The sequence below is a fragment of the Pseudomonas sp. SYWMCR5 genome, assembly GCF_057197165.1.
Genome location: NZ_JBXUNH010000007.1, coordinates 99547 through 113248 on the forward strand (window position 1 = coordinate 99547; position 13702 = coordinate 113248).

General features: G+C 63.3%; 13 protein-coding genes. 4 read left to right on the top strand and 9 right to left on the bottom strand.

Features of this window, described 5'->3' with window-relative positions; translation table 11 throughout:
* Nucleotides 1-6 precede the first annotated feature (6 nt).
* The 3 genes from AC2CGW_RS18680 to AC2CGW_RS18690 are packed head-to-tail and all read left to right on the top strand — an operon-like array spanning nucleotide 7 to nucleotide 1947.
* On the top strand, nucleotides 7-927 hold the full coding sequence (locus AC2CGW_RS18680) for a fimbrial protein (RefSeq protein ID WP_186710324.1): 921 nt from the start codon (nucleotides 7-9) through the stop codon (nucleotides 925-927).
* Nucleotides 928-944: 17 nt separating this feature from the next.
* A complete protein-coding gene (locus AC2CGW_RS18685; protein WP_186669214.1) occupies nucleotides 945-1424 on the top strand; it encodes a fimbrial protein in 480 nt (159 codons plus the stop codon).
* Between the two features lie 16 nt (nucleotides 1425-1440).
* Nucleotides 1441-1947 (top strand): fimbrial protein, encoded by a 507-nt coding sequence (locus AC2CGW_RS18690; protein WP_186669216.1) that lies wholly within the window; start codon nucleotides 1441-1443, stop codon nucleotides 1945-1947.
* Nucleotides 1948-2214: 267 nt separating this feature from the next.
* Here AC2CGW_RS18690 and AC2CGW_RS18695 read toward each other — a convergent pair whose 3' ends face one another.
* From AC2CGW_RS18695 to exaC, 9 genes are all read right to left on the bottom strand, one after another.
* The gene (locus AC2CGW_RS18695; RefSeq protein WP_186669218.1) at nucleotides 2215-2901 is read right to left on the bottom strand and encodes a LexA family transcriptional regulator; all 687 of its coding nucleotides are present in this window, start codon (nucleotides 2899-2901) and stop codon (nucleotides 2215-2217) included.
* Nucleotides 2902-3126: 225 nt separating this feature from the next.
* Complete coding sequence (ppa, locus tag AC2CGW_RS18700) at nucleotides 3127-3654, bottom strand: inorganic diphosphatase (protein WP_003255365.1); 528 nt, start codon at nucleotides 3652-3654, stop codon at nucleotides 3127-3129.
* 93 nt (nucleotides 3655-3747) lie between these two features.
* Nucleotides 3748-4563, bottom strand: coding sequence for a M90 family metallopeptidase (locus AC2CGW_RS18705; protein WP_484574422.1), 816 nt, complete (start codon nucleotides 4561-4563; stop codon nucleotides 3748-3750).
* A gap of 6 nt (nucleotides 4564-4569) precedes the next feature.
* A complete protein-coding gene (locus AC2CGW_RS18710; RefSeq protein ID WP_186669223.1) occupies nucleotides 4570-5217 on the bottom strand; it encodes a DedA family protein in 648 nt (215 codons plus the stop codon).
* 209 nt (nucleotides 5218-5426) lie between these two features.
* Nucleotides 5427-5885, bottom strand: a complete 459-nt coding sequence (locus tag AC2CGW_RS18715; protein ID WP_484574423.1) for a GNAT family N-acetyltransferase — start codon at nucleotides 5883-5885, stop codon at nucleotides 5427-5429.
* A gap of 108 nt (nucleotides 5886-5993) precedes the next feature.
* The gene (gene eutC, locus AC2CGW_RS18720) at nucleotides 5994-6812 is read right to left on the bottom strand and encodes an ethanolamine ammonia-lyase subunit EutC (protein ID WP_484574424.1); all 819 of its coding nucleotides are present in this window, start codon (nucleotides 6810-6812) and stop codon (nucleotides 5994-5996) included.
* Nucleotides 6813-6820: 8 nt separating this feature from the next.
* Nucleotides 6821-8215, bottom strand: coding sequence for an ethanolamine ammonia-lyase subunit EutB (locus tag AC2CGW_RS18725; protein WP_186669230.1), 1395 nt, complete (start codon nucleotides 8213-8215; stop codon nucleotides 6821-6823).
* A 49-nt stretch (nucleotides 8216-8264) separates the two neighbouring features.
* Entirely contained in the window at nucleotides 8265-9713 is a 1449-nt protein-coding gene (gene eat, locus AC2CGW_RS18730; RefSeq protein ID WP_186669232.1) for an ethanolamine permease, read from the bottom strand.
* 198 nt (nucleotides 9714-9911) lie between these two features.
* Nucleotides 9912-11432: an acetaldehyde dehydrogenase ExaC gene (gene exaC, locus AC2CGW_RS18735; protein ID WP_065861505.1), complete on the bottom strand. Its 1521-nt coding sequence runs from the start codon at nucleotides 11430-11432 to the stop codon at nucleotides 9912-9914.
* Nucleotides 11433-11675: 243 nt separating this feature from the next.
* Here exaC and AC2CGW_RS18740 point away from each other — a divergent pair, with 243 nt between their 5' ends.
* Complete coding sequence (locus tag AC2CGW_RS18740) at nucleotides 11676-13673, top strand: sigma-54-dependent Fis family transcriptional regulator (protein WP_186669234.1); 1998 nt, start codon at nucleotides 11676-11678, stop codon at nucleotides 13671-13673.
* The last annotated feature ends 29 nt before the right edge of the window (nucleotides 13674-13702 follow it).

A 13702-nucleotide genomic window follows, 5' to 3' on the forward strand; every position in this document is an offset into this window, starting at 1 on the left:
CTTGATATGAAGCTTCTTACCTCAACCCCTCGCCCGAACATGGCCCAGACGTGCTGGACAGCACTCATCATGATCATGGCGGTGCTGTTCCACCCCGCTGCGCAAGCGTTCGTCGGCAACAACTTGACCTGCGCCAGCACGCCTTTGCAAATGGACAGAGGCACCTTGGCTCCGGGCGATATATTCACGATTCCCGTGAGCCTTGATTGCAACATCACTCGGCGCTTCCCCGTCGGTGCCAACATCACTTACACCGCGCAATATTCGAACGGTGCACCCCTTGGCACATTTGTGGTCATGGCCAACGGTCAGCAAGTCAGTCGGGGGGGGCTTGGAACTACCGGTACGACTTGCATGCCTAACGGCTGCACCGCGCTGCCTGTCGGCACGCGATTCACGATTTCGACCACTATCTACACGAGGGCGGTGGACAGGCCTGGGCCCTACTTTCTGCTGTTCAACTACGCAATCACTTCCATTGGCGGCTACGAGAATTGGTCGGAGTGGGTTTATTCCGGGTTGGTGCAATACACCGTGGCAAACCCGGCCTGCAGGTTGAACTCCACCGCACCTTCCAACGTGTACTTCGGTACGCTGTCGAACGCTGAAACTGCAAGCGCCAGTCAGGTAGCGAACATCGCTGTCAACTGCCAGTCAGCATCGACCATTCGTGCAACCCTCACACCCACGCAAGCTGTCGTGAACGCGGCACAAGGACTTTCCGCGACCACCTTGTCCGGCTTGTCCATGGCCAGCACCTGGGCTGACACGAACAGCCCGGTCGCACTTGGCAGCGCGCGAAGCATCGCGCTGGCAGCGGGCACTAACAACCTGAGTTTGCGCTTTCAGCCGAGGTTGAATAATGCGGGCGCTCCGCCAACAGGCAATTTTTCCAGCCAGTACACCCTAACGCTAACGTACCCCTGATCTTCCGGAGCTGAACCATGAAAATTCCATTTTTTTGTGCTGCGGCTGCCCTTGTAATGAGCGCATCAGCTAACGCCGCTACCGAGTCGGTGACCATCAACGTGAGTGGCACTCTCACGCGACCGCCGTGCACCTTGACCAGCGCCAGAACCCTCACCGCCAATTTTGGCAGTATCGAATACGACAAAGTGGCCGCAGCGCCGGCAATCGATCTGCCCCTGGCGCTCACCTGTCCAGCTAACTCATCGTTCACGATCGCAATTACGGCTTCGAGCGCGCTGACCGACACCATCGCATCTGCCGGTCGAGCGAACCTCGGCTACCAGCTGCTGCGCAAGGACAACAACACCGCCATCAATGTGCGCGGGGTGGCGCGGACGGTGAGCAATGTATCGGGGGCAGTCGATCTTGGTATGTCGGCCAGGCTGGTTGCGCAGGGCGCGCTGACTGAGGGAGCCTTTTCGGCCTCGGCGGTCGTGAATATTGTTTATCTGTAAATCGACGGGGGCTGGGATGAGGGGGATCATTGCACTGTGCCTGCCTGTGTTGATGTGCCAGGCAAGCCTGGTCCGCGCCGACGCAGCGAGTGAGCTGCAAGTTACCGGCGCGTTGGTACGGCCTTTGTGCACCACACTGTTCCCGCAGAGCCAGAGCGTTTCGTTGCCAGCGATAAGCCGCAACGAACTGACGGCTGGCTCATCTCCTTGGACCGACGTGCCGCTGGCGTTTCGCTGCGCCGACGATACTCGGGTGAATCTGCGCCTGGTGCCGGCTGATGCGGCATACGACGACGCCACGCTCAAGACCACTCTCAATGGACTGGGTTTGCGTCTGCGGCTGCGTGACCTGACTTCGGCCTCGCCGACATCTGCTTTGCGGCTCAACGAAGTGTTGGCGTTCACCGTTTCCGGTGGAAATCTGCAGCTTAGTTTGGGAGCCAAGGCGATCAAGATGGGGGATCAGACTCCAGCGGTTGGGGGGTATCAGACACAGTTGCTGATGGTTATGGAGTATTTGTGAGGGGAAGGCCGATGAGTACTATTGGATTTCTTCGGACAAATAAAAAGCCGGCTTGTGGCCGGCTCTCGGGGACGGGCTTGGCTAATTTTTGGTAAGCCGCAACCGCCTTAACAGGTTGGCCATCGAGGCCTGAAAAAGATGACAAACGGCCGTGTGGGGCGTCGTCAGGTGCTCTGGGATGCGGCTTGTGCCGACCCTCGGCTAAATGTGCCGCGTAGCATACTAGGGCTCGCCAGGGATGCCCAGCGAAAATTGGCACCGGGTGTGTCATACGGGCCGCTGACGGCTGAACCACGACCACCAGAATACCCAACCCAATACCTGCATGCCCTGGGCGTGGCGCTGGGCCGGGGTGTAGCGCTCGACGGCGTAGTTGCGTCGGTCGTGGCTGTGCAGGCACAGCGTGCCGTTCTGCCCCACGCTGAGGCTGTGCACCCGCAGCCGGCCCTCGTGCAGCAGCGCGTAGGTCTGCCCGTCGACCACGCGGGTCAGGCTGCGGTCGATGGCCAGGGCGGCGCCAATGGGGATCAGCGGGGCCATGTTGGCGTCCGGCATGTCCAGGCAGATGGCATTTTCCGGGAGGATGCCGAGCGTCTCCAAGGCCTGGGCCGACACCAGCAGGTGGCGGTCCGGATCCGGTATGAGCAGGCCGTCGAGCAGGCGGTGGAAATCGACGCAGATCTGCCTGCCGCCATGGCCGGGTAGCGTGGTTTCGGGTTGAGGCAGGCCAGGACGCAGGATCGGGCTCGGGTGCTTGGGGCCTTCGCCGTTGCGCAGCCAGCGGCGATGGACGCAGAACAGGTCGGCGAGTTCGTCCAGGCGCGCCAGGGGAATACCCCGTTTGAACCAATTGTTCACGTGCTGGGGCGTGACCTTGCGCTGGGCGGCGAAGTCGGAAGCGGTCAGGCCACATTCCTGCAGAAGGGTCTTGAGACGGTCACCGGAATTGTTCATGGCGGCGAGTCTAGATTGTGGCGCGAGGCGAGGAAATAAACAGGATGTTTATGCTGATGGTGGGAATCTGGAGTTTTTGTCGGCCGCTTTTGCAGGCTAATGTGGGATTTTTCTCTTATTTCTGGATGAGGCATTTGAAGACCCCGCAAGAAAACGGTGTCTGTATCTGACAGGCATAAAAAAACCCAGCACACATGGCCGGGCTTTTTCATGGCAAGGCGGTCATCAGCCCTTGTAGGCGGCAACCGACTTGGTGATCGCGGCGCGGGCGGCGTCAGCGCCTTCCCAACCTTCGATCTTGACCCACTTGCCCTTCTCCAGATCCTTGTAGTTGGCGAAGAAGTGCTCGATCTGCTGGATCAGCAGGGCCGGCAGGTCGGTGTACTCTTTCACGTCGACGTACAGCTGCGACAGCTTGTCGTGCGGTACGGCGATGACCTTGGCGTCGCCGCCGCCGTCGTCGGTCATGTTCAGCACGCCGACCGGACGGGCGCGAATCACCGAGCCTGGGGCGACCGGGTACGGGGTGACGACCAGCACGTCCAGCGGATCACCGTCGTCGGCCAGGGTGTTGGGGATGAAGCCGTAGTTGGCTGGGTAGAACATCGGGGTTGCCATGAAACGGTCGACGAACAGGGTATCGCTGTCCTTGTCGATCTCGTATTTGATCGGCGCGTGGTTGGCCGGGATCTCGATGGCGACGTAGATGTCGTTCGGCAGGTCCTTGCCCGCAGGAATCTTGCTGTAGCTCATTGGGCTTTGCCCCCGTGATTGACCAAAAAAGTGGCGGCGATTATAGGCACATTCCGCCAACGCATGCCACGGTCGGCCTGATGTGCGGGCAGATCAGACGGAGGCGTCGCGGTACTGCGGGTGCTCGGCTTGCAGGCGTGTCAGGCGGGCCAGCGGGTCCTGGCGGTAGAACAGCGACAATTGCCGGTACACCTGTGGATAACTTTCATGCAGCAAGTCAGGGGCACTGAAGAAGTATTCACTGGTCACGGCGAAGAACTCGGCCGGGTTTTCCGCTGCGTAGGGGTCGATGGCCGTTTCCAGGTCAGGGTTGGCGTCGAGCTGGCGGTTGAGGTCGTCGTAGGCCTGTTGCATGGCCTCGGCCCAGGCACTGACGTCCATGCCTGGGTGCAGGGGCGGCAGGCCATTGGCGTCGCCGTTGAGCATGTCGAGCTTGTGCGCCAGCTCGTGGATCACCAGGTTGTAGGCTTCCCAGCCGCCGCTGGCCTCGACGCCGGCCCAGGCCATGATCACCGGGCCCTGCTGCCAGGCCTCGCCGCTGTGTTCGGCGTCCCACACGTGCTCGACACCACTGGCGTCGCGGTGGCGCTGCGGGCTCTTGAAGTCGTCGGGGTAGAGAATGATTTCGTGAAAGCCCTGGTACCAGTTCAGATCGCCCAGGTGCAGCAGCGGTAGCTGAGCCTGGGCCGCGAGGAACAGACGCTGCTCGTCGTCCAGCTCGACGCCGGGCAGGGTGGTGAGGTGCTTGTCGTAGAGAAACAGCACGCTGGCCTCGCGCAGCCAGCGGTCTTCCTCGTCGCTGATGCCGTCGAGCAGGGGCAGACGGTCACGGATCGCCTGCCACAGTGCTTGATCGATCTGGTAGCGCGCCAGGGTGCGCTTGCGCCGCCAGGCGCTGAACGACCACATGGACGGTCAGTGGGCCTTGGCGGTACGGCCCAGCCGGCCACGCAGCAAACCGAGGATCATCGGCACCAGCGACAGGACGATGATGGCCACGACCATCAGCGACAGGTGCTGCTTGATGAAGGGCACGTTGCCGAAGAAGTAGCCCAGGGTGACCAGGCCGCCGACCCACAGCAGGGTGCCGGCGACGCTGAAGCCGAGGAAGCGCGGGTAGTGCATGTGGGCGATGCCGGCGACGAATGGCGCGAAGGTGCGCAGGATCGGCAGGAAGCGCGCCAGGGTGACGGTCTTGCCGCCGTGGCGTTCGTAGAATTCGTGGGTGCGCTGCAGGTAGTCGCGGCGGAAAATCTTCGAGTTCGGGTTGCGGAACAGCCGTTCTCCGGCCGTGCGTCCGATCACGTAGTTGGTGCTGTCGCCCAGGATCGCCGCGATCATCAGCAGGCCGGCGAGCAGTACCGGGTCCATGCCACCGCCCGCGGCCACGGCGCCGGCGATGAACAGCAGCGAATCGCCCGGCAGGAAGGGCATGACCACCAGGCCGGTCTCGCAGAAGATCACCGCGAACAGAATGGCGTAGATCCAGGGACCATAGTTGGTCACCAGCAGGTCGAGGTAGGCATCGAGATGCAGGATAAGGTCCAGCGGGTTGAATTCCATGTACAGCACCTGTTGTCTTGACCCGCTTCCACGGGCGCGCGATGACGGACGACGTCATTTTGCGTGGGCATGTTCACCGGTGGATAGGTAACTTTTCACACATGACGAATGGGGCATTATACGGCGAAGTCGGGAAGATGCCCGGGGAGTTTGTAGCGGCGGGTTACGGGACGGCAGGTGCCGTCCCCACAGGCCAGAAGCCCGGCTGGTCAATCCTGGCTGATCGGCAGGACGTAGTTCTCGAACTCGGTATCCTTGCGAAAGCCCATGGACTCGTAGGTTTTCATCGCCACCTCGTTGTTGCTGCTGGTGGACACGCGCATGCGTACGGCGTTGGTTACCTTCGCCATCTTCTTGGCTTCGCGCATCAGATGGTCGGCCACCAGCATGCGCCGGGAATCCTCGGCGACGTAGATGTCGTTGAGGATCCACACGCGCTTGAGCGACAGCGACGAGAAGCTCGGGTAGAGCTGGCAGAAGCCCAGCAGCTTGTGGTCGTCGTCATCCGGCAGGGCCAGGTAGATCACCGACTCGCCGCGTTTCAGGCGCTTCTCGAGGAAGGTGCGCGAAGTATCGGGGTAGGGCAGTTGCCCGTAGAACTCGCGATAGGTGACGAACAGCGGGGTGAGCAGGTCGAGGTGTTCCAGGGTTGCCTTGATGATGCGCATGAGCAGGCCTCAGAGTCCATGTGGGAACGGGGGGATGCAAGCTGCCTCGTACCGGCATGCTGCCCCAAGGCAGCCTAGAAGCGCAATCCGCCTTGGGTTACATGTTTTTTACCCTTCACCAAGCAGGAAGTTTCCGCATTTGTTGGAGGGATTTTCGCTGTCGATGCTGTGGACCTCGGCTTCATCCTTCAGGTTCACCCCTGAAAGCTGCCGGCGACAGGCCTCGCGCATCAGGTACAGCAGGCGATGCGCGGCCATGCCGTAGCTCAGGCCTTCCAGGCGTACGTTGGAGATGCAGTTGCGGTAGGCGTCGGTCAGGCCCACTTTCGGGGCGTAGGTGAAGTACAGGCCCAGGCTGTCGGGCGAGCTCAGGCCGGGGCGTTCGCCGATCAGCATCACGGTCATCCGCGCACCGAGCAGCTCGCCGACCTCGTCGGCCACCGCGACCCGTCCCTGCTCCACCAGGATCACCGGGGCACTGCTCCAGCCATCGGCGGCGGCCTGTTCCTCGAAGCGACTCAGCAACGGCAAGGTGTGGCGATGCACGGCCAATGCCGAGAGGCCGTCGGCCACCACGATTGCCAGATCGACGCCGCCCGGGTTGGCCTGGGCGTGTTCGCGCAGTTTCAGCGCCGAGTCGTCGCTCAGACGACGGCCCAGATCGGGACGCTGCAGGTACTGGTGACGATCGGCAGCGGCGCTGTGCAGCAAAAGACTGTCACGGCCACGGTCGCTCAGTTGCTGGCGCAGGCCGGCATGGTCGAAGGGCAGGTGTACCGCATCGCGAGCCTGGGCGTGGGCGAACTGGAAGTCCAGTTGCGCGCCGGTCGGCAGGCTTGTGCCGGTACGGCCCAGGGCAATGCGCGCGGGCGTCAGGTTGCGCAGGGCCAGCCAGGGATTGTCATGTGTGGGGGTATGTCGGTCCATGCTCATCCCTATGCGAGCTGCGCCAGCGCGTGGCGGAAGGCCGGAGGCAGGTTGTCGCCGAAGCGCACCCGGCCGTCGGCCTGGGTGAAGATGCCGGTGCGTTCCAGCCAGGCTTCGAATTCCGGGCCGGGTTTCAGGCCGAGGGTCTGGCGCGCGTAAAGCGCGTCGTGGAACGAGGTGGTCTGGTAGTTGAGCATGATGTCGTCGGAGCCAGGGATGCCCATGATGAAGTTGATCCCGGCGACACCGAGCAGGGTCAGCAGGGTGTCCATGTCGTCCTGGTCGGCTTCGGCGTGGTTGGTGTAGCAGATGTCGCAGCCCATCGGCACGCCGAGCAGCTTGCCGCAGAAGTGGTCTTCCAGGCCGGCGCGGATGATCTGCTTGCCGTTGTACAGGTACTCCGGGCCGATGAAACCGACCACGGTATTGACCAGGAATGGCTTGAAATGCCGAGCCACGGCGTAGGCGCGGGTCTCGCAGGTCTGTTGATCGACGCCGTGGTGGGCGTTGGCCGACAGCGCGCTGCCCTGGCCGGTCTCGAAGTACATGAGATTCTGCCCGAGGGTGCCGCGCTTGAGCGACAGCCCGGCCTCGTAGCCTTCCTGAAGCACGTTGAGGTTGATGCCGAAGCCGGCGTTGGCGGCCTCGGTGCCGGCGATGGACTGGAACACCAAGTCCAGCGGCACGCCTCGGTTGATCGCCTCGATCGAGGTGGTGACGTGGGTGAGCACGCAGGCCTGGGTGGGAATGTCGTAGCGCTGGATGATCGCATCGAGCATTTCCAGCAGGGCGCAGATCGAGGCGATGCTGTCGGTGGCCGGGTTGATGCCGATCATGGCGTCGCCGTTGCCGTACAGCAGGCCGTCGAGGATGCTGGCGGCGATGCCAGCCGGCTCGTCGGTGGGGTGGTTGGGCTGCAGGCGGGTCGACAGCCGCCCGCGCAGGCCCATGGTGCCGCGAAAGGTAGTGACCACGCGGATCTTCTGCGCCACCAGCACCAGGTCCTGGACACGCATGATCTTGGATACGGCGGCGGCCATTTCCGGCGTCAGGCCGGGGGCCAGGGCGCGCAGACTGGCTTCGTCGGCCGCCTCGCTGAGCAGCCAGTCACGCAGGCCGCCGACGGTGAGGTGGCTGACCGGGGCGAAGGCGGCGGCGTCATGGGTGTCGATGATCAGCCGGGTGATCTCGTCCTGTTCGTAGGGGATCAGTGCTTCGTTGAGAAAGTGACTGAGCGGGATGCTGGCCAGGGCCATTTGTGCGGCGACCCGCTCACCGTCGTTGCTGGCGGCAACACCGGCCAGGAAGTCGCCCGAGCGCGCCGGGCTGGCCTTGGCCATGACTTCCTTGAGGCTGTCGAAGCGGTAGACCAGATTGCCTACCGTGTGTACGAAACTTGCCATACAGAATCTCCAGGGCGCCGCAGGGCTGGCCTGCGGCGTAAGTCGGCGATCAGTGCAAGGCCTCTTCGGCCTTCTGGATCGCGGCGAATTCCTCTTCCGGCGTCCCGGCCACCAGATGGTGGCGACTGTAGAAAGCAAAGTAGGCAATTAATACCGCATAGATCACGGCAGCGCCAATCACCACGCGTGGGTCGACCAGGAAGCCGGCGACCACGGCGATGCAGGCCAGCACCAGCGCCACGCCCGAAGTGAAGATGCCGCCGGGCGTGCGGTACGGGCGCTCCATCTTCGGTCGGCGGATGCGCAGGGTGATGTGCGCGGCCATCATCAGCACGTAGGACAGGGTGGCACCGAACACCGCGACCAGGATCAGCAGGTCACCCTGGCCAGTCAGCGACAGGGCAAAACCGATGATGCCGGGGATCACCAGGGCCAGTACCGGCGCCTTGCTCTTGTTGGTTTCCGAGAGCTTGCGCGGCAGGTAGCCCGCGCGTGAAAGTGCGAAAATCTGCCGCGAATAGGCGTAGATGATCGAGAAGAAGCTGGCGATCAGCCCGGCCAGACCCACCAGGTTGACGAAGCCGCCCATCCAGGTCGAGCCGCCGTACGCCTTCGACAGCGCCTCGACCAGCGGGTTGCCCGAAGCCTTGAGCGCTTCGGAGCCGGCGCCGCCGGGGCCGACCACCAGGATCAGCAGGGCGAAGGCCAGCAGCACCAGCATCGCGCCGATCAGGCCGCGGGGCAGGTCGCGCTTGGGGTTCTTGGTCTCTTCGGCGGCCAGGGGCACGCCTTCGACGGCGAGGAAGAACCAGATCGCATAGGGGATTGCCGCCCAGATGCCGACATAGCCAAATGGCAGGAAGCTGCTGGCGCCGACGGCGTCGGTCTTGGCGATGTCGAACAGGTTGGCTGCATCAAAATGGGGCACCATGCCGATCAGGAACACCGCCAGTGCAATCGCAGCGATGGCGGTGATGATGAACATCAGCTTCAGCGCCTCGCCGACGCCGAAGATGTGGATGCCGATGAAGACGATGTAGAACGCCAGGTAGATCATCCAGCCGCCGATGCCGAACAGCGATTGGCAGTAGGCGCCGATGAACACGGCGATGGCGGCAGGGGCGATGGCATATTCGATGAGGATCGCCGTGCCGGTGAGAAAGCCGCCCCAGGGCCCGAACGCGCTGCGCGCGAAGCCGTAGCCGCCGCCCGCGGTGGGGATCATCGAGGACAGCTCGGCCAGCGAGAAGCACATGCACAGGTACATGGTGGCCATCAGCAGCGTGGCCAGGAACATGCCGCCCCAGCCGCCTTGGGCGAGGCCGAAGTTCCAGCCGGCGTAGTCGCCGGAAATCACATAGGCCACGCCCAGGCCCACCAGCAGGACCCAGCCTGCGGCGCCTTTTTTCAGTTCACGTTGCTGGAAATAGTCGGAGCCGACTTTCTCGAAATCTACGGAGGAACTTGCCGGCGTGCCGGCGGAGTGATCGCTTGGCATGGTTTCACCTGTTGTTTTTTTGGTGGCCGGAAGGTATTCCGGGCCTTGGTGATTTGTGTTGCAGGAAGCGAGCCAGAGCGGTTGGGGCCGCTTTGCGGCCCATCGCGGGGCAAGCCCGCTCCTACACACAGATTGCGCAATTTCTGTAGGAGCGGGCTTGCCCCGCGATGGGCTGCGCAGCAGCCCCAACGCACTGTTTTAGAAGAAGCCCAGCGGGTTGATGTCGTAGCTCACCAGCAGGTTCTTGGTCTGCTGGTAGTGGTCGAGCATCATCTTGTGGGTTTCACGACCGACGCCGGACTTCTTGTAGCCACCGAACGCGGCATGCGCCGGATACAGGTGGTAGCAGTTGGTCCACACACGACCGGCCTTGATGCCGCGGCCCATGCGGTAGGCGCGGTTGATGTCGCGGGTCCAGACGCCGGCACCCAGGCCGAACTCGGTGTCGTTGGCGATCGCCAGGGCTTCGGCCTCATCCTTGAAGGTGGTGACGCTGACCACCGGGCCGAAGATTTCCTCCTGGAACACACGCATCTTGTTGTTGCCCTTGAGCAGGGTCGGCTGGATGTAATAGCCGGTGGCCAGCGAGCCTTCGAGCTGCTCCACTTTGCCGCCGGTCAGCAGCTCGGCGCCTTCTTCCTGGGCAATCTTGAGGTAGGACTGGATCTTCTCGAACTGCTGCTGCGAGGCCTGCGCGCCGACCATGGTGTCGGTGTCCAGCGGGTCGCCGCGCTTGATCTGCAGCACCTTCTTCATCACCACTTCCATGAACTGCGGGTAGATCGATTCCTGCACCAGGGCGCGGGACGGGCAGGTGCACACCTCGCCCTGGTTGAAGAAGGCCAGCACCATGCCTTCGGCCGCTTTCTCGATGAAGGTCGGCTCGGCCTGCATGATGTCTTCGAAGTAGACGTTCGGCGACTTGCCGCCCAGTTCCACGGTGGACGGGATGATGTTCTCGGCGGCGCACTTCATGATGTGCGAGCCCACCGGGGTGGAGCCTGTGAAGGCGATCTTGGCGATGCGCTTGCTGGTGGCCAGCGCTTCACCGGCCTCGCGGCCGTAGCCCTGGACCACGTTGAGCACGCCCTTGGGCAGCAGGTCGCCGATCAGCTCGAGCAGTACGGTGATGCCCAGTGGGGTCTGCTCGGCGGGCTTGAGCACCACGCAGTTGCCGGCGGCCAGGGCCGGTGCGAGTTTCCAGGCGGCCATCAGCAGCGGGAAGTTCCAAGGGATGATCTGGCCGACCACGCCCAGCGGTTCGTGGATGTGGTAGGCGACCGTGTTTTCGTTGATTTCGGCGGCGCCGCCTTCCTGGGCGCGGATGCAGCCGGCGAAATAGCGGAAGTGGTCGACCGCCAGCGGGATGTCGGCGTTGAGGGTCTCGCGGATTGGCTTGCCGTTGTCCCAGGTTTCGGTGATGGCCAGCACTTCGAGGTTCTGCTCGATGCGGTCGGCGATCTTCAGCAGGACGTTGGAGCGGTCCTGCACGCTGGTGCGGCCCCAGGCGTCGGCGGCGGCGTGGGCGGCATCCAGGGCCTTGTCGATGTCTTCGGCAGTGGAGCGGGGGAATTCGGCGATCAGCTTGCCATTCACCGGCGAGGTGTTCTCGAAGTATTGCCCTTTGACCGGAGCTACGAACTCGCCGCCGATGTAGTTGCCGTAGCGGCTCTTGAACGAGACCTTGGCGCCCTCGGTACCGGGATGTGCGTAACGCATGGTGTGTCTCCTGGCTATTGTGTTTGTTGGGGAGTTGAAAAGCGTAGAGCAAAGGTCGGGCCAGTGTGGTGGGCCCTAGCCAAATCAATGACTTGGGTCACGCGCAGGGCGGCTTCGCTGGGCGTGTGTGCCAGTGCTGGCACGGCCAGGGTGACACTTTGTACCGTTTGCGGTACGTGCTTGACCGGGCGGTCGCTGCGGAGGATGCTGGCTGAAATCTCTATCTGCGGAGAACAACAACAAATGCAGAGCAACGCATTCAGCCGCCATGCCCAGCAAGTGCATACCGTTGCCCGTGGCGAAGCTGGCAGCGACCCTTCCATTGCACGCTCCTGGCTGCGCTGCCTGGACGACTATCACCTTGACCCGTCTGTGCTCGAGGCACCGGTAGTGCTCGAGCACGGTCGTCTGCTGGAGAGTCGCGAGCGCCTGCGCCAGGTGCTGAAGATCGCTGACCATGAAATGAACAGCCTGCACCAGCAGCTGTCCGGCGCCGGCCATGCGGTGTTGCTCACCGATGCCCGCGGCGTGATCCTCAATTGTGTCACCTCGCCCACCGAGCGGCGCAGCTTCGAGCGTGCCGGGCTGTGGCTGGGCGCGGACTGGAGCGAGGCCCGCGAGGGTACCAATGGCATCGGTACGTGCCTGGTCGAACGTCAGGCCCTGACCATTCACCAGGACGAGCATTTTCGTGGTCGGCACACCGGCCTGACCTGCTCGGCGAGCCCGGTGTTCGACCCGCACGGCGAGCTGCTGGCAGTGCTCGATGTGTCCTCGGCGCGGCCGGACGTGTCGCGCCAGAGCCAGTTTCACACCATGGCGCTGGTCAACCTCTCGGCGAAGATGATCGAGAGCTGTTATTTCCTGCGTCATTTCGAGCAGCAATGGTTGCTGCGCTTTCATGTGCAAGCCGAGTCGGTCGGTCAGTTCAGCGAAGGGTTGCTGGCGTTCGATGGCGATGGCCGCATCTGCGCCGCCAACCAGAGTGCTCTGAACCTGTTGAGCACCATTCGTGGCGGTGTGCTGGGCAAGCCGCTGGAGATGTTCTTCGCCTGCAGTCATGACGAGCTATTCAGCCGTGCCACGCCAGTCGGCAGTACGGTCTGGCCGTTGCGCACCCGCGATGGCCGCCAGGTGTTTGCCAGCCTGCGCGGGCAGGCGAGGGCGCCGCAATGGACCGTACCGGCCAGCCTGCCCCGGGGCATTCCCGCTGCGCAGCCTGGCATCTGCTTGCTGGACCCGGCCTTGCAACACGATTTCCAGCGTGCCGTGCGCGTGTTCGAACGCGATGTGCCGCTGCTGCTGCGCGGCGAAACCGGCTGCGGTAAAGAGGCCTTCGCCCTGGCCGTGCATCAGGCCAGCCAGCGCCGTGGCAAGCCGTTCGTGGCGGTGAACTGTGCGTCGATCCCCGAGAGCCTGATCGAGAGCGAGCTGTTCGGCTATCGCGGTGGCAGCTTCACCGGGGCGCGCAAGGAAGGGATGCGTGGCAAGCTGCTGCAAGCCGATGGCGGTACCTTGTTGCTGGACGAGATCGGCGACATGCCGCTGGCTTTGCAGACCCGCCTGCTGCGGGTGCTGGAAGAGCGCCAGGTGGTGCCGATTGGCGGTGAGCCGCAGGCGGTGGATGTGCGTATCGTCAGTGCCACGCACCGCGACTTGCTGGAGCGGGTGGAGCAGGGCAGTTTCCGTGAGGACCTGTACTACCGGCTCAATGGCATGGAGGTGGCGCTGCCGGCGGTGCGCGAGCGCAGTGACAGGGGGGCGTTGCTGGACTTCCTGTTGCGCCAGGAGGGGCAAGGGCAGGTGGTGCAGTTGGCTCCCGAGGCGCGCCAGGCGCTGCTGGACTTCGCCTGGCCGGGGAACGTGCGACAGATGCGCAATATGCTGCGCACGCTAGTCGCCTTGTGCGAGGGCTCCCTGATCCGGTTCCCGGACCTTCCCTCTATTGTCAGGACTCGCGCGAGCTCTGTGGGAGCGGGCTTGCCCGCGAACGAGGGCAACGCCCTCGCCTTGCCTTGTCAGGTCGGGCCTCTTCGCGGGCAAGCCCGCTCCCACAGGTCCGGTGTCACGCCTGAGAGATCGGTGGGCGTCGATGTATTGCAGGGTGCAGAACGCCAGGCGCTGCTGGACGTGCTGGAGGCAAAACACTGGCACATGACCCGTGTCGCCGAACACCTGGGCATCAGCCGCAATACCTTGTATCGAAAACTGCGTAAACACGGTATCGCCAGGGCCGGTTGAGCGAAACAGCGGGTGCGATTTCCCTCGCC